22 protein-coding genes and 1 tRNA gene are annotated in these 25380 nt (G+C 55.1%); 9 read left to right on the top strand and 14 right to left on the bottom strand.

Annotated features, from left to right (window positions below; translation table 11 throughout):
• Window position 1 precedes the first annotated feature (1 nt).
• From RCA23_RS08850 to hemA, 3 genes are read left to right on the top strand one after another with little or no spacing between them, the layout of a single operon-like run.
• Window positions 2-448, top strand: a complete 447-nt coding sequence (locus RCA23_RS08850; protein WP_236631336.1) for a DsrE family protein — start codon at window positions 2-4, stop codon at window positions 446-448.
• Between the two features lie 32 nt (window positions 449-480).
• Window positions 481-930 (top strand): DUF302 domain-containing protein, encoded by a 450-nt coding sequence (locus RCA23_RS08845; RefSeq protein WP_044051431.1) that lies wholly within the window; start codon window positions 481-483, stop codon window positions 928-930.
• A 1-nt stretch (window position 931) separates the two neighbouring features.
• Complete coding sequence (gene hemA / locus RCA23_RS08840) at window positions 932-2152, top strand: 5-aminolevulinate synthase (protein WP_044050006.1); 1221 nt, start codon at window positions 932-934, stop codon at window positions 2150-2152.
• Between the two features lie 14 nt (window positions 2153-2166).
• Here the strand turns inward: hemA and RCA23_RS08835 are convergent, their stop codons facing one another.
• The 6 genes from RCA23_RS08835 to tyrS all read right to left on the bottom strand — a co-directional run bounded on the left by RCA23_RS08835 (window position 2167) and on the right by tyrS (window position 10023).
• Window positions 2167-3111: an MBL fold metallo-hydrolase gene (locus tag RCA23_RS08835; RefSeq protein ID WP_044050005.1), complete on the bottom strand. Its 945-nt coding sequence runs from the start codon at window positions 3109-3111 to the stop codon at window positions 2167-2169.
• A gap of 3 nt (window positions 3112-3114) precedes the next feature.
• Window positions 3115-4038, bottom strand: coding sequence for an MBL fold metallo-hydrolase (locus tag RCA23_RS08830; RefSeq protein ID WP_052377108.1), 924 nt, complete (start codon window positions 4036-4038; stop codon window positions 3115-3117).
• 130 nt (window positions 4039-4168) lie between these two features.
• The gene (gene trpE / locus RCA23_RS08825; RefSeq protein WP_044050004.1) at window positions 4169-5680 is read right to left on the bottom strand and encodes an anthranilate synthase component I; all 1512 of its coding nucleotides are present in this window, start codon (window positions 5678-5680) and stop codon (window positions 4169-4171) included.
• Between the two features lie 5 nt (window positions 5681-5685).
• Window positions 5686-7545: a SurA N-terminal domain-containing protein gene (locus RCA23_RS08820; protein ID WP_044050003.1), complete on the bottom strand. Its 1860-nt coding sequence runs from the start codon at window positions 7543-7545 to the stop codon at window positions 5686-5688.
• Between the two features lie 64 nt (window positions 7546-7609).
• Window positions 7610-8776, bottom strand: a complete 1167-nt coding sequence (locus RCA23_RS08815) for an aminotransferase (protein ID WP_052377107.1) — start codon at window positions 8774-8776, stop codon at window positions 7610-7612.
• Window positions 8773-10023: a tyrosine--tRNA ligase gene (tyrS, locus tag RCA23_RS08810; RefSeq protein ID WP_044050002.1), complete on the bottom strand. Its 1251-nt coding sequence runs from the start codon at window positions 10021-10023 to the stop codon at window positions 8773-8775. The genes RCA23_RS08815 and tyrS overlap by 4 nt, the downstream gene beginning before the upstream one ends.
• A 66-nt stretch (window positions 10024-10089) precedes the next feature.
• On the opposite strand from tyrS, the gene RCA23_RS08805 reads away from it, so the two are divergent.
• Window positions 10090-11175 carry an anhydro-N-acetylmuramic acid kinase gene (locus RCA23_RS08805; RefSeq protein WP_044050001.1) on the top strand — a complete coding sequence of 362 codons (1086 nt, stop codon included), beginning with the start codon at window positions 10090-10092 and terminating at the stop codon, window positions 11173-11175.
• A gap of 198 nt (window positions 11176-11373) precedes the next feature.
• On the opposite strand, the gene eno is transcribed toward RCA23_RS08805, so the two are convergent.
• The 8 genes from eno to fabI all read right to left on the bottom strand — a co-directional run bounded on the left by eno (window position 11374) and on the right by fabI (window position 19046).
• On the bottom strand, window positions 11374-12651 hold the full coding sequence (eno, locus tag RCA23_RS08800) for a phosphopyruvate hydratase (protein WP_044050000.1): 1278 nt from the start codon (window positions 12649-12651) through the stop codon (window positions 11374-11376).
• A gap of 79 nt (window positions 12652-12730) precedes the next feature.
• Complete coding sequence (locus RCA23_RS08795; RefSeq protein ID WP_044049999.1) at window positions 12731-13606, bottom strand: DMT family transporter; 876 nt, start codon at window positions 13604-13606, stop codon at window positions 12731-12733.
• Window positions 13599-14021, bottom strand: a complete 423-nt coding sequence (locus tag RCA23_RS08790; RefSeq protein WP_044049998.1) for a transcriptional repressor — start codon at window positions 14019-14021, stop codon at window positions 13599-13601. The genes RCA23_RS08795 and RCA23_RS08790 overlap by 8 nt, the downstream gene beginning before the upstream one ends.
• 33 nt (window positions 14022-14054) lie before the next feature.
• On the bottom strand, window positions 14055-15302 hold the full coding sequence (locus RCA23_RS08785) for a cation:proton antiporter (protein WP_044049997.1): 1248 nt from the start codon (window positions 15300-15302) through the stop codon (window positions 14055-14057).
• 46 nt (window positions 15303-15348) lie between these two features.
• The gene (locus RCA23_RS08780; RefSeq protein WP_044049996.1) at window positions 15349-16737 is read right to left on the bottom strand and encodes a protein adenylyltransferase SelO; all 1389 of its coding nucleotides are present in this window, start codon (window positions 16735-16737) and stop codon (window positions 15349-15351) included.
• Window positions 16737-17672 carry a nucleoside hydrolase gene (locus RCA23_RS08775; protein WP_044049995.1) on the bottom strand — a complete coding sequence of 312 codons (936 nt, stop codon included), beginning with the start codon at window positions 17670-17672 and terminating at the stop codon, window positions 16737-16739. The genes RCA23_RS08780 and RCA23_RS08775 overlap by 1 nt, the downstream gene beginning before the upstream one ends.
• A 48-nt stretch (window positions 17673-17720) precedes the next feature.
• Complete coding sequence (gene gpt / locus RCA23_RS08770) at window positions 17721-18224, bottom strand: xanthine phosphoribosyltransferase (RefSeq protein WP_044049994.1); 504 nt, start codon at window positions 18222-18224, stop codon at window positions 17721-17723.
• 33 nt (window positions 18225-18257) lie between these two features.
• A complete protein-coding gene (gene fabI, locus RCA23_RS08765; RefSeq protein WP_044049993.1) occupies window positions 18258-19046 on the bottom strand; it encodes an enoyl-ACP reductase FabI in 789 nt (262 codons plus the stop codon).
• A gap of 82 nt (window positions 19047-19128) precedes the next feature.
• On the opposite strand from fabI, the gene pdxH reads away from it, so the two are divergent.
• The 5 genes from pdxH (at window position 19129) to RCA23_RS08735 (ending at window position 25266) form a co-directional block, all read left to right on the top strand.
• Window positions 19129-19734, top strand: coding sequence for a pyridoxamine 5'-phosphate oxidase (gene pdxH, locus RCA23_RS08760; protein WP_044051428.1), 606 nt, complete (start codon window positions 19129-19131; stop codon window positions 19732-19734).
• Between the two features lie 215 nt (window positions 19735-19949).
• A complete protein-coding gene (locus RCA23_RS08755) occupies window positions 19950-20480 on the top strand; it encodes a cold-shock protein (protein ID WP_044049992.1) in 531 nt (176 codons plus the stop codon).
• Complete coding sequence (locus tag RCA23_RS08750; RefSeq protein WP_044049991.1) at window positions 20477-20947, top strand: DUF192 domain-containing protein; 471 nt, start codon at window positions 20477-20479, stop codon at window positions 20945-20947. The genes RCA23_RS08755 and RCA23_RS08750 overlap by 4 nt, the downstream gene beginning before the upstream one ends.
• A 47-nt stretch (window positions 20948-20994) precedes the next feature.
• Window positions 20995-21071: transfer RNA gene (locus tag RCA23_RS08745), tRNA-Pro, on the top strand.
• A 547-nt stretch (window positions 21072-21618) separates the two neighbouring features.
• On the top strand, window positions 21619-25266 hold the full coding sequence (locus RCA23_RS08735; protein WP_044049989.1) for a vitamin B12-dependent ribonucleotide reductase: 3648 nt from the start codon (window positions 21619-21621) through the stop codon (window positions 25264-25266).
• Window positions 25267-25380 lie beyond the last annotated feature (114 nt).

The raw sequence follows: 25380 nt of genomic DNA, 5'->3' as shown, positions 1-25380 counted from the left end.
GATGCGACTTGTTATGAAACTCTCAGCTTTCTTGCTGTCCTGTGTGATTGGGGCAGCTGCTATGGCCCAGGATGGGCTGGCCGATCACAAGCTGGCGCTGCAAATCAGCGACAATAACCCGCAGAAAATGAATACAGTGTTGAATGTCGCTGCCAATGTGGTGCGCCATTATGAAGGTCTCGGCGAGACCATTGAAGTGCGCGTCGTGGCTTTCAATGCTGGGCTGCACATGCTGCGCGAAGACACTTCGCCCGTTCTGGAACGCCTGCAGAGCTTTGGTGCCTCGATGCCAAATGTGACCTTTGCGGCGTGCTCCAATACAATCGCTGGCATGACGAAAAAAGAAGGCAAAGCGCCGCCGATTGTGGCCATGGCGGAAACAGTTCCAGCCGGTGTTGTGGATCTGATGACGCTTGACGAAAACGGTTGGACCTTGGTGCGTCCATAAGGACACCCCCCAGAACAAGGCAGGGATAGATGATGCGCAAGACATGTTTAGGGTTTGGACTCTCTCTCATTCTGTCTCTCACTTTGTCCTTGCCCGTTTTGGCGCAAAATCCTGCCATAACCTATGCTTTTGATGGCACGTTCGAGGACGCGACCTTCAGCGTTGAAAGTGCGATTTTAGACGCGGGTTTGGTGATCGATTACGTCAGCCACACAGGTGAGATGCTGGAGCGGACGGGTCAAGATCTTGGCAGCGACGTTAGGATTTTTGATGCGGCGGATATCTTTTTGTTTTGCTCTGCGGTTGTCTCGCGCCGGGTGATGGAAGCCGATCCGATGAATGTGGCCCATTGCCCCTATTCGATTTTCGTCGCCGACCGAGCGGGTGAAGTGATGATCGGATATCGCAGATACCCCGATGGTATCATGCAGCAGGTTCAAGCTTTGCTCGACTCTTTGGTACAAGACGCGCTTGGAGATTGACATGAATTATGACGCGTTTTTCAAAGCCTCTTTAGACAAGCTGCGCACAAGCGGTGACTATCGTGTGTTCGCCAATCTAGAGCGCCACAATGGCAATTTTCCCCATGCGACGGCGCGAGCAGAACATGCGCAGAAGGTCACGATTTGGTGCTCCAACGATTACCTCGGCATGGGGCAGAATCCGACTGTCTTGAACGCCATGCATGACGCGATTGACGCCTGTGGCGCGGGGGCGGGTGGAACGCGTAACATCTCTGGCACCACCCAATATCACGTGCAGCTTGAAGAGGAATTGGCCGATCTACACGGCAAACCCGCCGCGCTGTTATTCACCTCTGGCTATCTGTCAAACTGGGCTGCCCTTGGCACTTTGGCGGCGCGCATTCCGGACTGTTTGGTGCTCTCTGATGCTTTGAACCATGCGTCGATGATTGAAGGTATTCGCCACTCAAAAGCCGAACGGCAAATTTGGAAGCACAATGATTTGGCCGATCTTGAGGCCAAATTGGCACAGCAGCCTTTGGATCGTCCGAAGCTGATTGCTTTTGAAAGCGTCTATTCCATGGATGGTGACATTGCTCCCATTGCTGAAATCTGCGACCTGGCGGAGAAATACAACGCAATGACCTATCTTGATGAGGTGCATGCGGTAGGGCTCTATGGTCCGCGCGGCGGAGGCATTGCCGAACAAGAGGGCCTCATGCATCGCGTGACCGTCATTGAAGGCACATTGGGCAAGGCCTTTGGTGTGGTTGGTGGCTATGTCGCAGCCTCCGCAGAGCTCTGTGATTTTCTGCGCAGTTTCGCCAGTGGTTTCATTTTTACAACGGCGCTGCCGCCCGCCGTTGTGGCGGGTGCCACCGCCTCGGTGCGACATTTAAAAGCCAGCCAAAAGGAGCGTCAGGCCCATGCTGAGCGGGTGGCCGAAGTGCGGGCGCGCTTTGATGCGCTCGGCATTCCTCATGTGGAAAACCCTGGCCATATCATCCCCGTGATTGTAGGGGATGCCATGAAATGTAAGTTCATATCCGATATCTTGATGAAGGATTATGGCATTTACATTCAGCCCATCAACTATCCCACAGTGCCGCGCGGTACGGAGCGATTGCGTATCACCCCGTCGCCGGTGCATTCGCCAGCTGATATCGACGCTTTGGTTGCGGCCCTAAGTGATCTTTGGACACAATGCGAATTGGCACGCAAACCCATGGCTGCGCAGTAGGCGAGGGCCTAGACCTATTCGAATTCCATTTGCTCAAAGACTCGGCCTGCGTTTTTCGTGGCGAGTTCTTCAAATGTGTCGAGATGGGTGTAAGGGCTCTGGTCGACATAATAGGCGCCAGCCAAATCGCCGCCGGCATCAAGATGTTCTCCCACTTTTTCGCGCAGATAGACCAGATAGTCACGGGTGTATCGGCGCACTTGGTCCATATTTGTGGGATGCCCATGGCCAGGAATGACATAGGTGGCGTTGAGTTTCTCAAACTCTTCTTCCCAAGTCTCCAACCAATCGATGGTGATGGTCTCCTCGAAAATGGGCAACATGCGCTCGTGAAATGCGATGTCACCTGCAATCACCAGGCTTTGCTCTGGCATCCAAACCACGATGTCACCCGGGCTATGCGAGGGACCAAGATGCAGCGCTTGGATCTCCATATCGCCAAATGGCACGCGGTAGACCTCTTCGAAGGTTTCATCGGGCACCACCACCCGGCTGCCCTTCGCGCGCTCTTGCAAGCGGTTTTCAGCCCCCGCAAGGCTTTGCGCGCCGCGATCTTCAAACTCATGGGCTGCATCGATATGGGCGACAATTTTAACACCTTGATCGGCCCAATAGGAATTGCCGAGCATGGCATGGCCCTGGCCGTTTTCGTTGATCACAAGACGCACGGGCTGATCTGTGAAGGTTTTGATTTCCTCATGCAGCGCTTGGGCCAAAAGATAAGAGCCGCCGCCATTGATCACCACGACCCCATCGCCTGTGAGGATGAAGCTCAAATTGTTGTTGTGTCCAGCATTCTCATAGGTCGAGGGGGCCGTTGCGCCGATGGCGGAAAAGACATGGGGGATCACCTCCACAGGTTTTGAATAGAGCAAGGAGGCGGGGTATTGATCGGGGATATCTTCGCTGGCCAGCACCGGGCTGGCCAGAAGGCAGCATAGAATAACTTTTTTCAGCATAATTTAGGTCTCCGCAATAAAACGATAGCCTTCGGAGGCTTTCTCAACTCTGCCAATGCCGCCTTGATTGATGTGAAACCCGATGAGAGGCATCTGCTCTGTTGCAATTTGGTCAAGCAAGCTGAGCCGCGTGGCCGCGCCGGTCTCCCCATCCTGATCTGATCCTGAGATCCAAGCGGGCCGGGCCAGCGCCACATGATCATTGCCAATGGCATCGCCGACAACCATAGCGGCTTGACTGCCGGAGCGAATTTCAAATGCCATATGTCCAGGCGTATGACCAAAACTGGCGCGGGCGGCCACACCGGGCAAGATCTCTTCGCCATCGTTGAAAAACTCAATATTATCTTCAATGGCCTCTAGGCGTCTTTTGGCGCCCACAGCGAAGGGCACGCGGTCGCTGGAAATGCTGTCAACGGTCTTGGGATCAATCCAATAATCCCACTCGGTTTTGCCCATGAGATAGGAGGCTTCGGTAAATAAAGGGTCATCGAAGTCATCCAATAGGCCCCAAAGATGATCTGGATGCCCATGGGTAAAGACCACATCGGTGATGTCTTCTGGGGCCAAGCCAAGCGCGTCGAGCGAGTCGAGGAGCAGCCCCGCTGTCGGCGCGAAATCTGGCCCCGAGCCCACATCAAATAGGATATTGCGATCGCCGCTGCGCAGAAGCGTGACGTTACACGGTGGGGTGAGCAGCTCTGGTGATTGATCATAGGCTGCTAAAACTGGTCCCAATTCGTCCTGTGGCATTGGTCCAAAACTAAAACTGCCGGGTAGGCGCAGGCTGCCATCGCTGAGTACATCGAGGCGCATATCCCCGAAAGTAAGCTGCGCATGCGCCACCTGTGGCGTCCAAAGCGCACCGCTGGCTGCCAATGCGGCTCCGCCGCTGGATTTAAGGAAATAACGTCTTGAGATTGGCACAGCTTGGGTCCTCCACTTATTCCATAGTTTGAATGTGATGCATGGTTCGTGTTTTGACAAGCCCTCATGTCATTTTGAAACTGCTGGGACGGCCAAGCGTTGATCTGCCGCGCCCGCGAGGGCGGGGCAGCTATCCGTTGCCTCTGCCGGCGAAATTTGCGGCATCAGCTGCAGCTGTCCACACGGCCTTGGCCTTATTCACCGTCTCTTGATATTCCGCCTCCGGGTCGCTGTCATAGACAACGCCGCCGCCGGCCTGTGAATAGAGCTTACCATCCTTGAGCACAGCTGTGCGCAGTGCAATGCAGATGTCCATGTCGCCACCGGCGGAAAAATACCCGCAGCCACCACCGTAAACGCCGCGTTTTTCTGGCTCCAACTCATCAATGATTTGCATGGCTCGAACTTTGGGCGCGCCAGAGAGTGTGCCGGCGGGCAGGCCGGCCAAGAGCGCCGCCACGGCATCATGTGCCGGATCCAACTCACCCACGACATTCGAGACGATATGCATGACATGGCTATAGCGCTCAACAGAGAATTTTTCCGTTGGGCGTACGGTGCCGATTTTGGCAACCCGGCCCACGTCGTTCCGTCCCAGATCCAACAGCATGAGATGCTCGGCCAGCTCTTTGGGATCGGACAAAAGATCAGCCTCCAGGGCTTTATCGTCTTCAGCATTGGCGCCGCGCTTGCGCGTGCCGGCAATGGGGCGAATAGTGACCTCATTGTCCATTAATCGCACCAATATCTCCGGGCTCGCGCCGATGATTTGGAAATCGCCGTAATTAAAAAAGAACATGAAGGGCGAGGGGTTCACACGCCGCAGCGCCCGATACATGGCAAAGGGCGGGAGCGTGAAGTCCTGCGCCCAGCGTTGGGCCGGTACGACCTGAAAGATATCCCCGGCCTTTATGTAATCCTTGGCCTTTTCCACCGCTGCGAGGTAGCCCTCTTTGGTGAAATTTGACACGGGCGCCCCCACATGGGCCGCGCCGCTGAGTTCTCTATGGGTTGAGCTCACGGGGCGTTCGAGATCACGCAAGGCATCCATGACCCGTTCGGCAGCCTGCGCATAGGCGGCGCGGGCGGAGAGGCCGGAGTTGACCCATGCCGGAGAGACAAGCGTCACCTCACCTTTGACGCCATCCAATACGGCCACAACGGTAGGGCGGATCATGACCGCATCTGGCACGCCAATGGGATCTGGGTTGATATCGGGTAAATGCTCAACCAGGCGGATCATGTCATAGCCGAGATAGCCAAAAAGCCCCGCCGCCGCAGAGGGCAAATCGGCGGGCATATCTATGCGGCATTCCGCAATTAAAGCGCGCAGCCCGTCCAGCGGATTGCCATCCTGTGGTGCAAAACTGTTGCGATCAAACCGGGCCTCGCGGTTGATCTCACTGGCTGTGCCCCGGCATCGCCAAATCAAATCAGGCTTCAGGCCAATAATGGAATAGCGGCCTCTAATCTCTCCGCCGGTCACACTTTCCAGGATGAAACTATCCTTCTGTGCGTCAGACAATTTGAGCATGACCGATACGGGCGTGTCGAGATCGGCCGCGAGACGTGAATAAACCAGCTGATTTTCGCCCGCCTCATATTTGGCGGCAAATTCTTCGTAGGACGGTGTGAGTTGCATTTGGGTTATCCACCGCCCAGGAGGTTGTTGTTGATGGAGCGCAGCGTTGTTTGATTGATGTTAACATCCACCGCCCCGCGTGCGGCGTTGCTAAAGGCTTCGAAGACATCGCGCGCCAGTGTCGTGTCGATGCGATTGCCCAGGATACTTTGGAGCGATTGCACTTGGGGATCTTCGAAATCCGCAGCATGAATGGCGCGGGGCACGAGGATGATCACGCCCTCGGCCGCGTCCAGCACAGCGGCTTTGCCCAGCTCTGTTTCAAATGCGGTCATCACCAAAGCCGGCGGCGTTCCATCCACGCTGTCATTGCGGTTCATATCGTCTTGGAGATTTTCCGTCAGGCCGAAGCTGGCCAGAGGCGCATCGAGCGAGACCTGCGGGGCAATGCCATCGGCCAGGTCGCGCAACTGCTGTTTAATCTGTTTCTCTGTCCAGCTTTTGGCGACTGCGTCGCGGACGCTCTCCAAGGGCTGCAGCTCGGCGGGCAATTCTCCATCAAGGCGCAGGGCAAAGATACCATTGTCGCTCAATGTTCCCAGTGCCGGAAAATCTTCGGCTGTGACAGCGGCCGCAGCGGTTTGAAATTCTTCATAGTCCGATATGCCGCCTTCTGATTGCACATGCCAATCCAGAGTGGCCAGTTGCAGATCTGTCTCACTGGCCACGTCTTCCAAGGTCGCGCCCCCGGCCAAGAGATCATCGACCTGTTCAGCGACGTCTGCGATTTGGAGCTTCGCCACATCCAGAGCAACATCAAGGTTCAATTGGTCGCGCACGGAGTCAAATTCTTGCACATTGCCGTCCAAAATTGCGTTGACGCGGAATAATGCCGGGCCCAAGTCCGTCTCTGCTGGCCCAATCACGCCAGGCTCTTGCAAAGAGAATACCAAGGGACCGGCTGCGCCCAGTTCTGCCTCTGTGACATCTCCAAGATCGACATCTTGCAGCGTCAAACCGCGGTTTTCGACCACCTCTTCAAATGTAGCCGCCTCTTCAGTGATTGCCTCCATCGCGTTTTCAGCCATTTCTTGCGAGGGGAAAATTATCCGTTCGACCAGGCGGCTGGGCAATTGAATAAATTCATCACTTCGGGAGTCATAGGCCGCGCGCAATTCACGCTCGTCGATTTCGATGCCATCCGCCAGCATGGATGGGGTCAGCCAAATATAGCTGATAGATTTGGCGGCCAAAGTTGTGAACTCGGCTGGGTTTTCGCTGTGATAGGTGATCAGATCCTCGTCGCTGGGCTTGGGCGCCGGGCTGACCAATATGTCCTGGGTCAGGCGCGCCCAAGAAAAATCCCGTGTTTCGGCCAAATAGGCGACCATGGCTTTACCATAGGCCTCCGGTGCGGTGACGCCCGTGAGAACTGCCTCTTGCAAGATACGGCGCGCGGCGTCCTCGCGCAGGGAGGTTTCAAAATCGGCCTCTTTGAGATTGTTGCGCTGCAAGACCTCTGCATAGGCTTCGCGATCAAATTCGCCATCAAGCCCTTGGAAGGCAGAGATTTCCACCACCTGTTCGCGCACGCGTTCATCCCCCGCGGACAGGCCGAGGTCGGTGACCAATTGATCCAAAGCGCGCGTGCTGATCACCCGGTTTAAAGCCCGTTGATCGAGGCCAATGGCTTGCATTTCTTGCGGGGTAATGTCGCGGCCAATTTGCTCTTGAAATTCCGCCATCTCGTTTTGCAAAGCAGTGCTGTAGGAGGAGATCGACACGGTCTTGTCTCCCACTTTGCCAAGGCTGCGTTGCGTACCATTGAAACCGGCGGCCCCAAATCCGATCATGCCAAACATTAATAGCCCAACGATAATCCAAACCGCGAGTTTGCTTGCACCAGATTTTTTCTTCGTAGCCATTGGGGTGATCCCTTTAATTTAGTTCCAAAATGCTTATGCCATCAGCAACACAGCAGCAAGCCAGTTACTGGCTTACCTGTGCCATTCTGTCAAATAAAACAACGATCATTTCTGCGCTGATATTTGCAAATGCGATACGCATGTGACTTCGGCCGTTGTGATCTCCTGCTGGAACGAACATAGATCCAGGCAGGGCGAGGACGGCGGCCTCCTCGACGAGCTTTTGCGCAAGATCTGTTGCATCAACGTCAAACGGGTGTTCCAGATAGGCAAAATAGGCGCCAAGCCCCAAGAGACGCCAACCTTTCGCGGCCAGGGTGGGGAAGCGATCGATGATGGCCTGCCGGCGGGCCAAGATCTCATGCCGCTCCTGGGCCAACCAGTCGCCTAAGTTTTGCAACCCCCAGAGGGCTGCTTTTTGACCCAATTGACTGGGGCAGATGGTGACCGTGTCGAGAAATTTCTCAATCTCCGCCAGCCGCGTCTTGCAGGCTGTAACCGCCCCAACCCTGTGACCGGTCAGCCGATAGGCTTTGGAGAAGGAATAGAGCTGAATAAGCGTGTCTTGCCAATCGTCCTGCTCAAACAGGTGATGAGGCGGGCCAGGTTGCGCATGAAAATCGCGATAGGTTTCATCAATGATTAAGGCAAGCCCGCGGGATTTGGCGAGATCATAGAAGGCCTGAATGACCTCGGCTGGATATTCCACCCCACAGGGATTGTTGGGGGTGACCAGCACAATGGCCTTGGTGCGGGCGGTGATCAGCTGGGCTGCCTCAGCAGGATCGGGGATCATATCCCCGTGGCAGGGCAAAGAGCAGCAGCGCACACCGCTCATATCCAGCCACATTTTGTGATTGAAATAGAAGGGGGTGGGAAGAATGATCTCATCGTCATCGCGGCAGAGCGTGGCTATCGCTGCGCTGAACGCTTGATTGCATCCTGATGTGATGGCCACCTGCGCCGCTGTGATTTTGCCACGATAGAGCGCGCTGCTGTGACGGGCCAATTCTTCCCGTAACGCCGGAAGCCCGAGAACGGCGCCATAAAGATGGGTGTCTTCCTCCTCAATGACCTTGGCCATATGCGCCCGCAAAGGCGCAGGGGGCGGGGCCAGGGGCGCGGCTTGGCTGACGTTAATCAAAGCGCGCTGCGAAAAGTCCTTGCCCTCCAGCCAGCTATAGGCCTCGACCACCGGAGGGGCGAAGGTATGAGCGGTGCGGCCCGTCATCCCAGCTGAACCAAAGCGTGTTTCTTTTTGCCCTTTGATAATTTGATCGGCGCTGCAAGATCGCGCGCGTGTAGCACCAGGCTGGCGTCGCTGAGCGGGGCGTCATTTAACTTTGCCCCATCCTCGGAGATCAAGCGTTTCGCCTCTTTACCACTGCCGGCCAAACCCGATTTCACCAAAAGTTGAACGATGGAGATGCCATCTGCGATATCGGACGGCGTGAGGGTCAAAGTGGGCAAATCATCACCGACGCCGCCTTTTTCGAAGACGTCGCGGGCTGTAGCCTCTGCGGTCTTTGCAGCATCCGGTCCATGCAGCAAACTTGTGACCTCATTGGCCAAAATGATTTTTGCGCTGTTAATCTCGGAGCCCTGCAAGGCGCCAAGACGATCACATTCCTCAATGGGCAACTCTGTGTAGAGTTTCAAAAACCGCCCCGTGTCCGCATCGGTGGTGTTGCGCCAGAATTGCCAAAACTCATAGGGCGAGAGCATATCGGCATTGAGCCAGACAGCGCCATTTTGGGATTTTCCCATCTTCTTGCCGTCGGATGTGGTCATCAACTGTGAGGTGAGGCCATAGATCTCATGGTTCAAAACCCGGCGGGTGAGGTCAATCCCATTGACGATATTGCCCCATTGATCAGATCCCCCCATTTGAAACAGACAGCCATATCGGCGGTTCAGCTCAAGGAAGTCATAGGCCTGTAAAATCATGTAGTTGAACTCAAGAAAGCTCAATGATTGCTCACGGTCGATCCGCGATTTCACCGATTCAAAACTCAACATGCGATTGACCGAAAAATGCCGGCCGATGTCGCGTAGGAAATCCAAGTAATTGAGACTGTCGAGCCATTCGGCATTGTTGAGCATCAAAGCGCCGGTTGGGCCGTCATCATAGCTGATATAGCTTTCGAAGACTTTTTTGATTCCGGCGATATTGCTGTCGATTTGCGCCTCTGTCAGCAAGGGGCGTTCATCGGCGCGAAATGAGGGATCGCCCACCTTGGTCGTGCCCCCGCCCATGAGGGTGATCGGCTTATGCCCGGTTTTTTGCACCCAGCGCAGCATCATAATCTGGATCAGACTGCCCACATGCAGCGATTTTGCCGTCGCATCAAAACCAATATAGGCCGGTGTCACCCCGCGGCTCAAAGCGTCATCGAGGCCTTGGTAATCGGTGCAATCGGCCAGAAATCCGCGTTGCATCATGACGGCCATGAATTCTGATTTAGGGTGATATGTCATTGATCTCTTGTTCCTCGAAAGCCTTCGGGCCAGTGTATAGTCAAAGCGATTACATAGGGAAAGAGCATGGGCAGCAATAAGCCAATTTGGGTGACGGGTTTTATGTCTGGCACCTCGCTGGATGGGGTGGATGCGGCCTGCCTTTTGACAGATGGCGTCGATATTTCGAAGTTCGGCCCCAGCGCCTATCGTCCCTATAGCGCTGCCGAGCGTCAGCTGTTGCAAAGCGTGCTGGGCCGGTGGCCCGGTGAGCCGGGATTGGAGCCGGCGGCGGGTTTGATTTTGAGGGCGCATCTGGAGGCATGGGCGCAATTGCCGGCCGCAGAGTTGATTGGGTTTCATGGTCAAACGCTGAGCCATGATCCGCAAAACTTGCGCACGCATCAGCTGGGCAGTGGCGCGGAGCTGGCGCGGCAGGCCGGTGTGGCCGTCGCTTGGGATTTTCGTTCCGAGGATGTGGCGCGCGGCGGGCAGGGTGCACCTTTGGCACCAATATTTCATTGGGCGCTGGCGCGCTACAAACAGATGCAAGAGCCTGTGGCGATTGTGAATCTGGGGGGTGTCGGCAATCTCACTTGGGTGGATGCCCGCTTGCCACCCGAGCAAGGGTTGCTGGCCTTTGATACAGGCCCGGCCAATGCGCCCCTGAATGATTTCATGCTGAAAACCACAGGGCAACCCTATGATGCGGGCGGCACTTTGGCCGCGTCGGGTCGTATAGATCGGAAGATCGTGGCCAGCTTTCTTCAGCAGCCCTATTTTTCGCGTCCCGCGCCAAAATCTTTGGATCGCGACAGCTTCGGCGATATGGCCCGGCTTGTCGCCCAGCTGGACCCAGCGGATGCAGCCGCGACACTGACCGCTATATGCGTGGCGGCCGTGGCTGCGGGTGTCGTGCTCATGCCGGCGCCTCCCAAGCAGGTTTGGATCAGTGGCGGTGGCCGAAAAAACAGTGAGGTCATGCGTCAATTGGCAGGGAATTTGCCGATGGAGGTTTTTGATATTGACGATATCGGGTTTGATGGCGACATGCTCGAAGCGCAGGCCTTTGCCTATCTCGCAGCCCGCGTGGCGCGCGGCTTGCCGACCTCATTTCCCGCAACCACCGCGACCAAAGCGCCGCTTTGTGGTGGAAAAATCAGCTTGCCTTAGGTTTGCGTCCGATTGGCCGGGGGATTTGCCTAGAGATTGCAAAAATCCCCCGTTCAAAAGACCTCTGTATACCGCCATTTCAAGACGAAATGAGGGCAGCGCCGGCCTGGGCAGGCAGGCGCTGCCCGGTGTTGCCACCGGGCAAAATGTTGTGGCTTGGCGGTTGGGTTATGCAGAGGTCTTTTGAATGTTTGTGCCTCAGGATTTGAGGATCGAGCGGCCCGCATAGATCGCGGTGTCGCCCAATTCTTCCTCAATACGGATCAACTGGTTGTATTTGGCAAGCCGGTCAGACCGCGCCAATGAGCCGGTTTTGATCTGCCCGCAGTTGGTGGCGACGGCCAGATCGGCAATGGTCGCATCTTCGGTCTCGCCAGAGCGGTGGCTCATCACATTGGTAAAGCCCGCACGATGCGCCATTTCTACCGCGCGCATGGTCTCGGTTAGGGAGCCGATTTGGTTGACTTTCACCAGCATAGAGTTGGCCGACCCGCGCTCAATGCCCATGGCCAAGCGTTCGGGGTTGGTGACAAAAAGATCGTCGCCGACCAATTGGCAACGATCCCCAAGTGTCTCGGTCAAAAGTTTCCACCCGTCCCAATCATCCTCATCACAGCCATCCTCAATGCTGACAATGGGGTAATCGTCAACCAACGCGGCCAGATAGGCGACATTCTGAGCAGAGCTGAGCGATTTGCCTTCGCCCTTCATCTCATAGGTGCCATTTTTGCAATATTCGCTCGCGGCGCAATCTAAGGCGAGGTAAATGTCTTCGCCGGGCTTATAGCCGGCTTTCTCAATCGCCTGCATGATGAAGTCCAAAGCCGCGCGTGAGGAGGAGATATTAGGGGCAAAACCGCCTTCATCACCAATGCCCGTTGAGAGGCCTGCGGCAATGAGATCACCTTTGAGCGTATGGAACACTTCCGCACCCATGCGCACCGCATCGCGGATATTTTCAGCTGCAACCGGCATGATCATGAATTCTTGGATATCAATCGGGTTATCCGCATGCTCACCGCCATTGAGGATATTCATCATCGGCACAGGCAACACCCGGGCTGAGGTGCCGCCGATGTAGCGATAAAGCGGCTGGCCACAGTAATCTGCGGCAGCTTTGGCGACGGCCAAGGAGACCCCCAAAATCGCATTGGCACCGAGGCGAGATTTGTTGGGCGTGCCGTCCATTTCGATCATGGCCTGATCAATCGCAACCTGTTCATCGGCTTCAAAGCCAATCAGCGCATCGGCAATTTCTCCGTTCACATTTTCAATCGCAGTCAACACGCCCTTGCCCATATACCGGCTTTTATCGCCATCGCGCAGCTCAACGGCCTCATATGCGCCGGTTGAGGCCCCCGAGGGCACGGCCGCGCGGCCGAGCGTTCCATCTTCTAAGATCACATCAACCTCCACAGTGGGGTTGCCCCGGCTGTCAAGAATTTCGCGGGCGTGAATATCGATAATAGTGGACATGGATGTGGCTCCGGTAAGGTTCTGTTGCGCGCGGTTTAACAAGAGGGGGCTGCGGGCGAAAGAGCGATTTGACGCAAATCTACCGCAGTTGCGATTCGCGCCACAGCGCGTAGAGACCGGACAGGACGACAATGGCCGAGCCAATGAGTGTCCACTGGTCCAGCACTTCGCCAAAATACCAAACGCCAATGGCCACACCGAATACCAATCGCGAATAGCGGAAGGGCACAACAGCGGAGACCTCGCCGATGCGCATGGCGGCGATAATGCAATAATAGCCCCCAATGGCGATCAAAATACTGACCGCAATCAGCAGGGCGTCGGAGGATGCAGGCCAAACAAAGCGAGGATCAAAGATCAATAGGATCAATCCTGCTGGTATGGTGGCGCCAAACCCCAATGTTGCGAGCGCCAAGCTGGGTGTGGATTTGACGATGCGCCGGGTCGCCACGTCGCGTGCAGACAGGCCAATCACGCCCATAAGAGCCAAAAGTGCAGAGGCCTCAAAGGCCGCAGACCAAGGCCTTAGGATCACCGCAACGCCAAAGAGCCCCACAAGAATTGCCGACCAGCGCCGAATTCCCACTTTTTCGCGCAAAACGACAGCCGCGCCCAGGGTCACCAGCAGCGGGCTGACCTGAATAATCGCTGAGACGGTGGTAATGGGCACCAAGGCTAGGGAGAGCACGAAAAACGCCGTTCCGACCAGCTCGGACAGGGTGCGGCCAATGACCCAGGGGTTGCGGATCATCTCCGCAGTCACACCTTCGCCCTTATGGCGGCTCCAGAGATAAAAGCCCAAGGTGCCGCCGACGCCGATCATCAAGAGGATTTGACCCGAAGACAGGCGGGTTGAGAGAAGTTTGATGAGCGAATCTTCCACCGCAAAGGCAGCCATCGCCAGGGTGATGAAACCGATGCCAAGCAGATTTTCGCGTTTTATGCTGTCAGTCATTGTCGCCGCGCTTAATCGGCACGCCGTACAGTTCTAAACGATGTCCCTTAAGCCTGTATCCCAGACGCTCAGCAATTTTTTCTTGCAAGGCTTCAATATCAGGGTCAATAAATTCAATCACTTCACCGCTGTTCATATCGATCAAGTGATCGTGATGGTCACGCTCTGCATCTTCATAGCGCGCCCGGCCATCGCCAAATTCCAACTTCTCAAGAATGCCTGATTCCTCGAACAATTTGACCGAACGATAGACTGTCGCGATGGAGATCCGAGGGTCGAGTTTTAGCGCCCGCGCATAGAGCTCTTCTACATCGGGATGATCTTGTGAGGCTTCCAGGACTTGAGCAACGGTGCGACGTTGATCGGTCATGCGCAGCCCATTTTGCGCGCATCTTTGAATAATATCTTTTGCCATATCGTCACCCACGCCCCAACTGCCCGGCCTAGCTTAGCGCGGATCAGGATTATCGCTCACCCGTCGGGCCATTGGCGCAACAGTGAGACCTTGTACGATGATAGAGAACAAAACCACAATATAGGTTACGGTTAATATAAGCGGTTTGAATTCAGATTCCGGCAAAGACAGCGCCAAAGCCACAGAAATTCCGCCCTTAAGGCCGCCCCAGGTCATGATCGGCACAATGCCCTGGGAGAAGTCGCGAAAGGGGCGCAGAACCATGATGGGCACAATGACCGCGCACCAACGGGCCAAAAGCGACAGGCCGATTGCAAGCAGGCCTGCGGTGATTGCGCCGATGGAGAAGGCGATGGCAAAGACCTCTAAGCCGATCATGAGAAAGAGGATCGCATTCAAAATTTCATCGAGCAATTTCCAAAACGCATCCACATAGTCCCGAGTTTTTTGCATCATGGCATGGGCCGTCATCTCATCGCCGATCAAAAGCCCGGCGCAGACGGCCATGATCGGGGCTGAGACATGCAGCCAAAGCGCCAATTGATAGCCGCCAAAGGCGAGCGCAAGCGTCAGCAGGACTTCGACAGAATAGTCATTAATCTCACACATCACCCGATAGGTGCCCCAACCGAGAGCAAGACCCAAAACAGCCCCGCCAAAGGCTTCGCGGAAAAACAAGAGGGCGGCATCGCCAAAGCTGGCACCATGGGCACCCGCGGCCGGAAAGGCCAGGCCCACTAAAACCAAAAACACCACATAGCCAACGCCGTCATTAAACAGGCTCTCGCCGGCAATCTTGGTCTCAAGCGACTTGGGCAGCTTCGCCGCCCGCAAGACTCCCAAGACAGCCACAGGATCGGTTGGAGAAATCAGCGCGCCGAAGACCAGAGCGATCAGCAGCGGAGCGCCGGTGATCCAGCTAAATCCAACCCCCGCAACCAGTGTCGACAGGCAAACCCCCATGGTCGCCATGAGCATAACAATACCCCAATGGGCCTTGAGATCGGAAAATTTCACATGCAGGGCACCGGCAAACAAAAGCAGGCCCAGCATCCCTTCAAGTAAAGCATCTGAAAAATCAAACGCGACGACCATCCGTTGAAGCTCTGCGGTCAGGTGCAAACCGGGCCAGAGTGCATCAAGGCCGAGGAGCCCAAGAGAGGCCAGGAGCGAGACGATTAAGATACCAATTGCTGAGGGCAGGCGGAAAAAAATGGCATTGATCGCGGCAAATGTGCCGGCCAGAACAATAAGGGCGGAGGTGATTTGCAAAAAGGTCATATCTGCTTATGGCATAGAGGGCGATAATTTTCTACACTGCGCCGCGTTAGGTGCCGCAAAAAGTTTGTGTTACAGCCTCTTGTGGGCTCGGGGCGGCGATGAACCTTGCAGTGTCACAGGGCGCATATGGCGTCTTAAGGGCCGTATGCAGCGCGTGAAACAGCTGCATGTCACCGGCAACCGCATTAGCGATCATGGCTTCCACCAGATGATTGCGTGGGATGATGGCCGGGTTAACCTGCGCCAACGCAGCCTGCGCCGGTCCAGCCGCCTGCCAACGGGCGTGCCAATCGGTAAAATCAGGATGTGCGCCCAAATGCGCATGAGCGTCCCCCAGGGCCAAAGATCGGAAACTCAGCGTCAAATCTGCGCCGATATCGGCCATGATTTTGAGCAAACCATCAATCAGCGCACCCGTCTCTTGGTTTGGTGTCAAACCGATCTTACGGGCAAAAACTGCTGCATATTCAGTGTCGAATATGTCGCCAAAGCCCTGCACAATTTCGGTAAAGCGGGTGACGGCGGCGTCGCGATCCTCTGTGAGGGGCAGCAAAGCCGTCGCCAATTGAGCCATATTCCAAGCGGCCAAATTTGGCTGATTGCCATAGGCATAGCGGCCCTGCCGATCAATGGAGCTGAAGGTCTTCATCGGCACAAAATCATCCATGAACGCACAGGGGCCATAATCAATTGTAATCCCTCCCACATGGCTGTTGTCTGTGTTCATCACGCCGTGAATAAAGCCCACGCCCATCCATTGCGCGATGAGGCGCGCTTGCGCGGCCACGGCGGCGCTCAAAAATTGCTCGACCGTTTGTGACGCGCCATAGTGGCGCGCCCGGGCTTGCTGTAAGAGCGCTTCCAGCGCCTGGGTATCATTGCGGGCGGCGAAATATTGAAATGTACCGACCCGAATATGGCTTGAGGCCGTTCTGCATATGATTGCGCCGGGCAGGGGGCCTTGCTCGCGCAGAATGGTCTCGCCGGTGGCCACGGCCGCCAGGGCGCGGGTGGTGGGAATGCCGAGTGCATGCATAGCTTCTGAGATCAAATATTCACGCAAGACCGGCCCATACCAGGCCCGCCCATCGCCATTGCGCGACCAGGCGGTGCGTCCGGCGCCTTTGAGTTGAATATCAAAGCGCCCTTGCGGCCCGATCACCTCGCCGAGCAGAACCGCGCGCCCATCGCCAAGCTGAGGGTTCCAATGGCCAAATTGATGGCCGGCATAGGCCTGCGCTATCGGGTCTGCGCCCTGAGGAATTTGATTGCCCGCCATAAACGCTGGCCAATCCTCATCAAAATTGATGCCAAGTTCTTCGGCGTGTTCGGTATTGAGCATCAAACCCTGAGGGTCCGCAACCGGCACAGGCGCTTGCCGGGTGAACATTTGCGGCAGCAGGGCTGCGTAGCTATTGTCCCAATTGGCCCGCATCACAAACGCGCCAAGCGCTGAGTGATGAGATCAAAATAGCCTGTCGCATCAATATTGCCTAAAAACAGCGCATTGGCCGGGCGATCCGTGACGCGCCACCAATCGGCAACTGTCATGCCACGGGTCAACTCGGATTGGGTTTCAATTTCCACATTGATCCTCCGCCCTGAGAAGAGCTCGGGCGCGATCAAATAGGCAATGACGCATGGGTCGTGCAGCGGCGCGCCTTCGGAGCCATATTTCTCGGAATCAAACCGCTCAAAGAACTCTGTCCAGCCGGCCACCACGTCGCAGACTGGATGGTTTTTGGCCCGCAATGCGGCGCTCCAGGCTGGCGTGGTCAGAGCTTTATGCGTCACATCCAGAGGCGCTGCGACCAAATCCACACCGGATCGAAACACCAGCTGCGCCGCTTCGGGGTCAACATAGATGTTAAATTCAGCCGCGGGCGTGATATTGCCAACCTCAAAATAAGCCCCGCCCATCAAGACAACCTGTGCGATGCGCTCGGCGATATCAGGCGCCCGTTGCAGGGCGGTGGCGATATTGGTCAGCGGGCCAAGGGGGCAGAGTGTGATGGTCTTTGGCGGCGCTGTGCGCAGGGCGCTGATGATAAAATCTACCGCGTGGGTGCTTTGCAATTCCATCACCGGCGCGGGGAGCGGCGCCCCATCCAATCCGCTGTCGCCATGGACATGTTCTGCCGTGACCAAACCGCGACCCATCGGGCGGTCACAGCCGGCAAACACTGGCACATCGGCGCGACCTGCCAATTCGCAGACCTGCCGCGCGTTGTAGCTGGTGCGCTCCAAAGGGACATTGCCCGCAACGCAGGTCAGTCCCAGAACGTTAAGTTCCTCAGACGCCAAGGCCAGCAAGATTGCCACCGCATCATCTTGGCCGGGATCCGTGTCAATAATGATGTCGCGGCGCATCGGCTGACCTCTCTGTACAGTTATGGAGCCCCTCTTGAGCCTTGGTGGTCAATCGGTGCCACGATAAGGTTGGACATATTGCAACGCCATATCCCAAGGAAAGAAGATCCAAGTGTCTTGGCTGACTTCGGTAATGAATGTATCCACCATAGGACGGCCTTGCGGTTTGGCATAGACCGTGGCGAAATGGGCCTTAGGATATTTTGAGCGCACCAGCTCCAGAGTTTTCCCACTGTCAACCAAATCATCAATGACCAAAATACCCGTGCCATCGCCCATTAAATGTGCATCTGGGGCCTTGAGGATCACGGCATCGGCGCGTTCTTGATGGTGATAGCTTTTCACGCTGACCGTATCGACATTGCGCACGTCCAATTCCCGCGCCACAATCATCGCAGGGGCCATGCCGCCGCGTGTAATCGCCACAATCGCACGCCATCCGCCATCTTCGGGGCCTTTGCCATCGAGACGCCAGGCCAATGCCCGCGAATCTCGGTGCATTTGATCCCAGCTGACATGGAAGCCTTTTTCATGTGGTAGACGATCTGACATGATGTTTCCTTACCTTAAAAATCGCTTTACCTGCTATTCAGGCAGCTCGAGACCCTTCATTCCGATGACATGATAGCCGGCATCCACATGTAGGATTTCCCCCGTCACCCCAGATCCGAGGTCTGACAGCAGATAAAGAGCCGATTTTCCGACTTCCGCCTGGGTCACTGTGCGGCGCAACGGGCTGTTGGTTTCATTCCATTTCATAATCTCGCGAAAATCGCCGATGCCGGAGGCGGCTAGGGTTTTGATGGTTCCCGCTGAGATCGCGTTGACGCGGATATTGTAGCGCCCCAAGTCCTCGGCCAAATAGCGCACCGAGGCTTCCAAAGCTGCCTTTGCCACGCCCATAACATTGTAATTGGGCATAACTTTTTCCGCGCCGTAATAGGTCATGGTCAGGCAGGATGCGCCGGGCGCCAATAGCTCTTGGGCCGCTTGCAAAATGGCGGTGAAGGAATAGGCGGAAATATCCATCGTCATTAGGAAATTGTCCCGCGATGTATTGATATATTGCCCGCGCAACTCGGATTTATCTGAAAAACCAATGGCGTGCACGATAAAGTCTATCTGGCCCCATGCCTCTTTTGCTTGCTTCATCAAAGCGGCGATAGAGGCCGGGTCCCCGGCGTCACATTCTGCGACGATGGTCGCGTTGAGCTGTTCGGCCAGTGGCAAAACGCGCTTTTTCATCGCGTCCCCGACATAGGTCACACCGATCTGCGCACCCTCGGCCTGCAAAGCCTCAGCGATGCCCCAGGCAATCGATTTATCATTGGCCAGGCCCATGATCAGGCCACGTTTTCCGGTCATCAGCCCCATTGGACTTTCCCCCATCGAAAATTATATTATGAATGGTCTAAGCGAACACCCCCTGTGCATCAACCCAAAGGCTACTTCTGACATGGAAAAAAGAACTGGAATTTTCGAAGGCAACGATCCCTTTGCATTGGCGCGCGATTGGATGAGCGCCGCAGAGGCCGGGGAGTTGAATGATCCCAACGCTATGGCACTGTCGACAGTTGACAGGAACGGCATGCCCAATGCGCGGATTGTATTGCTCAAATCTATCGAAGATGGCGGTTTTGTCTTTTATACCAATTACGAGAGCACAAAGGCCCAAGAGGCCTTTGAAGCCGGCCGTGCGGCCTTTGTCATCCACTGGAAATCTCTGCGCCGACAAATCCGGTGTCGCGGCTTTGTGGAGCGGGAAGATGGCCCGCTGGCGGATGATTATTTCATGAGCCGGTCGCCTCTATCACGGATCGGCGCTGTGGCCTCGGTCCAGTCGCAACCGCTCGAGTCGCGGCAAGTTTTGATGGACCGCGTGGAAGCGGTGCGCGCAGAGCAGGGCGATTCTGTCACGCGGCCAAGTTTTTGGGGCGGGATTCGCATCACGCCTGTTGAGTTAGAATTTTGGGCCGATGGGGAGGCGCGTTTACATGACCGCTTCCGATGGACACGATCAACGCCAGAGGCGGCATGGGACGTGCAACGTCTTTACCCTTAGGCCGTATTGATGTGTGGGCGGCATAAGATGGCGATCATCGCGTGTTGCCCATAAGACCAGAAGCGCCAGTTCAAGCGCATATAGGGTATTTGCGCGCGAAATTTTGCGCTGCTGCAGTGCATATGTGGTTGAGCGCGGCTCTAAATTAATTTACGATAGAATGCGTTAAGTATTAGATATTTGAAATTGTTTAATTTAATTACTGAAAGATAAACATGTCCCGAGACACTGTTGATGGCGGTTTGACGCTTACCGGAACAATTAAGTGGTTTGATCCCGTAAAAGGCTTTGGTTTCATCGTTTCCGATGAAATAGATATGGATATTTTGTTGCATGCCAATGTGCTGCGCAATTTTGGGCAAAGTTCGATTGCCGACGGCGTTGAGATCAAAGTCATTGCCCATCGCTCCGATCGCGGCATCCAAGCTTCTGAGGTCTTATCCGTTGCCTCTCCCAGGTCATTTAACACGTTTGGCTATGGAGAAATGGACGCGCTGGATGACGTGGCCCTGTCAGAGATTGAGCTGCAGCCGGGGCGGATCAAATGGTTTGATAAGGCCAAGGGCTTCGGGTTTGCCAATGTCTTCGGAAAGTCGGCCGACATATTTGTGCATATAGATGTCTTGCGCCGCTGTGGCCTTTCGGGTTTGGTTGCAGGTGAAGGGGTGGCCCTGAGAGTTGTTGAGGGTGAGCGGGGCCTGATGGCCGTGGCGATCCTAAGCTGGGAGGCGGCGAAGGTAGAATGATCCGATACAGTGCAATTCTCGCTGCGTTTGTCTGTTTCATGGGCAGCATCGGCGCCGCGGATTGCAACGAAGGTCACGTCCACCTGTCAGGCCCTTGGGGCAGCGTTAAATTTCAAGTTGAAGTGATGGATGATGAGGCTGAGCGGGCGCGCGGCTTGATGAACAGGCCGCAGCTTGCCAAGTTTTCCGCCATGCTGTTTGTCTATGAGCGCGAACGCATCCTGTCTTTTTGGATGAAAAACACGCTGATCGGCTTGGATATATTATTTTTTGATTCCGCCGGTCGCCTGGTCAATATTCGAGCAGATGCGATTCCCGGAGATGAGACACCATTGCGCAGCACCGGGCCGGCGCAATATGTTTTGGAGATCAACGCTGGGCTGGCCTCAGCTCTGAAAATGGGTCCGGATACGGTTTTGAGCCATGCGAGATTGGCCGGAGACGAAAAAACCCCCGGCTGTGTGTGAAAACCCCTTTTCTTTCTCAATCCAATTGCCTAAAGAAGCCGCAGTGTCGGGGCGTGGCGCAGTCTGGTAGCGCACCTGTTTTGGGTACAGGGGGTCGTGAGTTCGAATCTCGCCGCCCCGACCACTCTCCCTAAGATCTCTGCAAAACACCATTTCACCATGAAATGAGGGCAGCGCCTGCCTGGGCGGGCGCATATGTTTGGTGGCGAAGTCACTGCAAAATTTGAGCAATAACCATATATCCAGTATACCCAGATGGTGAATGCGCCTGCCGGGGGGCAGGCAGGCGCAGCCCGGTGTTGCCACCGGGCAAAATGTTTTGGCTTGGCGGCTGGGTTATGCAGAGGTCTCGGAGAGCAATTTCCAAATTCCCGCGGGGGCTTTGAAAGATGCGCGCCACCAAACGAGGCGCGACATATCCATATGGCCTAGCCATAGGGGTAGAAAAATAGTCGTTTTCTGCGTCAAGCATTTTTTCCTTTAAAAAATGTTAAAAAATCGTTGACCTGCCCTTAGAAACTGGATCAGTTAGTAGTGGCAGCGAAGAAATACACCAAATGTAGTGTTTCGAACTAGGCGGTGAGGCCCCTGGACCAAGACAGGTTTCAGAGAAGTGAGTGCTGGTTAATTATGTAGAGAGCCGTATTTAATCGGCAAAATGAGGCAGAGACATGAAGATTGAACGGCGATTTACCAGCCCCAATGAAGACGCATATAGCTCAATTGAGTTCACAAAGACCACCAGCGAGATTCGCAATCCCGATGGCACAGTGGTGTTTCATCTGGCCGATCTAGAGGTTCCGGCATCATGGTCGCAGGTTGCGTCAGATGTTCTGGCGCAGAAGTATTTCCGCAAGGCTGGTGTGCCTTCTGAAACGAAAGCCGTTAAAGAATCAGGCATGCCGAGCTTTTTGCGTCGCCGCGTGGCGGCAGAGAATGCAATATTTGGCGGGGAATCCTCCGCCAAGCAAGTCTTTGATCGTTTGGCCGGCGCATGGGCCTATTGGGGCTGGAAGGGTGGTTATTTTACCACGGAAGAGGACGCCAGCGCTTATTTTGACGAGATGCGCTATATGTTGGCAACCCAAAGAGCCGCTCCGAACTCGCCGCAATGGTTTAACACTGGGCTGCATTGGTCCTATGGGATTGATGGCCCGGCGCAGGGGCATCATTACGTCGATTACAAAACTGGCAAGCTGACCAAATCGGACAGCAGCTATGAGCATCCGCAGCCGCATGCTTGCTTCATTCAATCCGTCTCCGATGATCTGGTGAATGACGGCGGGATCATGGATCTTTGGGTCCGTGAGGCGCGTTTGTTTAAATATGGTTCGGGTACAGGCACCAACTTCTCGTCCTTACGCGGCGCCGGTGAACATCTCTCGGGCGGCGGCAAATCTTCTGGCCTGATGGGCTTTTTGAAAATCGGTGATCGGGCCGCTGGAGCGATCAAATCCGGTGGCACCACCCGCCGGGCCGCGAAAATGGTGATCTGTGATGCAGATCACCCCGATATCGAAGATTTCATCAACTGGAAGGTGATCGAGGAGCAGAAAGTGGCCTCCATCGTGGCCGGCTCCAAAATGCACGAAGAAAAGCTCAACTTGATTTTTGCCGCGATTAAATCTTGGGATGGGGCCGCAACAGACGCCTATGATCCTAAAGTGAACCCGGCTTTGAAAGAGGCGGTGAAAGCGGCGAAGAAAGTCTCCATCCCAGAGACCTATGTCAAACGCGTGCTGGATTACGCCAAACAGGGCCACACCAGCATCGAGTTCCCAACCTATGACACAGATTGGGATTCGGAGGCCTATAATTCTGTCTCTGGTCAAAATTCCAACAACTCCATCCGTGTCACCGACGCGTTTCTCTACGCGGTTCAAAAGGATGCGGATTGGCAATTGTTGAACCGGACCGATGGCTCTGTTTCCAAGACCATAAAAGCGCGTGATCTTTGGGAGCAGGTGGGGCATGCTGCATGGGCCTGCGCCGATCCGGGCATTCAGTATCATGATACGGTCAACGCGTGGCACACTTGCCCTGCGGACGGGGAAATCCGTGGGTCTAATCCGTGTTCTGAATATATGTTCTTGGATGACACGGCCTGTAACCTGGCCTCGATGAACCTGCTGACCTTCTATGAAAATGGTGAGTTCCAGGCGGATGACTATGTGCATGCCACACGTCTTTGGACTGTGACCCTTGAGATTAGCGTCCTGATGGCGCAGTTTCCTTCCAAGGAGATCGCGCAACGCTCCTATGAGTTCCGTACACTTGGCCTGGGCTATGCCAATATTGGCGGCCTATTGATGAATATGGGCTTGGGCTATGACAGTGATGAGGGCCGTGCGCTTTGCGGCGCACTCACAGCTGTGATGACCGGTGTGGCCTATGCCACATCAGCCGAAATGGCTGGTGAGCTGGGGCCGTTCCCCGGGTATAAGAAAAATTCCGACAGCATGCTGCGTGTGATGCGCAATCACCGCAATGCGGCCTATGGCGAAAGCGACGGCTATGAAGATCTTGCGATCAAACCGGTGCCGCTCGATCATGCAAATTGCCCAGATCAAACTCTGGTTGCCTTGTCAAAACAGAGCTGGGATACAGCCATCGCGTTGGGGGAAAAACACGGGTATCGCAACGCCCAATCCACTGTGATTGCCCCAACTGGCACCATTGGCCTGGTCATGGATTGCGACACAACCGGCATTGAGCCAGATTTTGCCTTGGTGAAATTCAAAAAACTCGCAGGTGGTGGATATTTCAAGATTATCAACCAATCGGTGCCGGCCGCATTGGCCAAACAGGGCTATCGCAGCAATGAAATAGAAGAGATCGTCAGCTACGCTGTGGGTCATGGGTCTTTGGGCAATGCGCCTGGGATCAATCACACGGCTTTGATTGGTCATGGCTTTGGCCAGGCTGAAATTGATAAGATTGAGACGGCCTTGCCCTCAGCCTTTGATATCCGCTTTGTGTTCAACCAATGGACCTTAGGGGCAGATTTCTGCACCGGTGTTCTGGGTATTCCAGAGGCCAAACTTATGGATCCAAGCTTCGATCTGCTCACGCATCTGGGCTTTAGCCGTGCGGAGATTGACGCGGCCAATGACCATGTCTGCGGCACAATGACTTTGGAGGGTGCACCGCATCTGAAACAAGAGCATTACAGCATCTTCGATTGCGCCAATCCTTGTGGCAAAAAAGGCAAGCGGTATCTAAGTGTGAACAGCCATATCTATATGATGGCCGCAGCACAGTCCTTTATCTCTGGTGCGATTTCCAAGACCATCAATATGCCCAATGACGCGACCATTGAGGAGTGTCAGGCGGCCTATGAATTGAGCTGGTCTTTGGGGATCAAGGCCAATGCTTTGTATCGCGATGGCTCCAAACTTTCGCAACCTCTGGCCGCTTCGCTTGTCGAAGATGATGAGGAAGCCGAAGAGATTCTGGCCACCGGCTCTGCCCAAGAAAAAGCCGCGGTTTTGGCAGAGAAAATCGTCGAAAAAGTGGTGATCAAAGAGGTGATCCGCTCGAACCGTGAGAAAATGCCTCAACGTCGTCGGGGCTATACGCAAAAGGCAATTGTTGGCGGACATAAGGTCTATCTGCGCACCGGTGAGTATGAGGACGGCCAATTGGGCGAAATCTTCATCGATATGCACAAAGAGGGCGCGGGCTTCCGGGCGATGATGAATAATTTCGCCATCGCAGTCTCCGTCGGCCTTCAATATGGTGTGCCGCTCGATGAATTTGTCGACGCGTTTACCTTCACCAAATTTGAGCCCGCCGGCATGGTTCAAGGCAACGATAGCATCAAAAATGCAACCTCGATCTTGGATTATATCTTCCGGGAATTGGCGGTTTCCTATCTCGACCGCGAAGATCTGGCCCATGTCAAACCTGAGGGCGCATCATTTGATGACATCGGCCGCGGGGAAGAGGAGGGGGCATCCAACCTCCGCGCTGTCGAAGAGAGCAAAGCGGCCAAGGGAATCGAAGTTCTCAAGCAAATGGTGTCCACGGGCTATCACCGCAATCGAGTACCGCAAGAATTTGTGGTCTATCAGGGCGGCCAAATGCTGGGCGCGGTCTCAGCAGAGGCAATGCCAATGGATGCAGCGCTGGATACGGCTGTTGCCATGGCAACACGCGGCTCCGAAGTCTCGACGGCCGCGGTTATGGACGATCGGACCAAAGCCAAAATGCAGGGCTATGAAGGTGACCCATGTGGGGAATGCGGTAATTACACCTTGGTGCGCAACGGCACCTGTATGAAATGCAACACCTGCGGTGGAACATCTGGCTGTAGCTAAGGTGCTATGATTGTAAACACTTGGGGCTGGCTTCGGCTGGCCCCTTTTTTGTGGCCCGTAGATCTCTGACGCGCGGCAGAGTGTCTTGGGGGCAGGCATTTTGAGTGACCCATG

The organism is Planktomarina temperata RCA23 (assembly GCF_000738435.1).
GTDB classification, from domain to species: Bacteria; Pseudomonadota; Alphaproteobacteria; order Rhodobacterales; family Rhodobacteraceae; genus Planktomarina; species Planktomarina temperata.
Note: the sequence above shows the minus strand (reverse complement) of the source record. Positions and strands in the feature narration are given on the sequence as shown.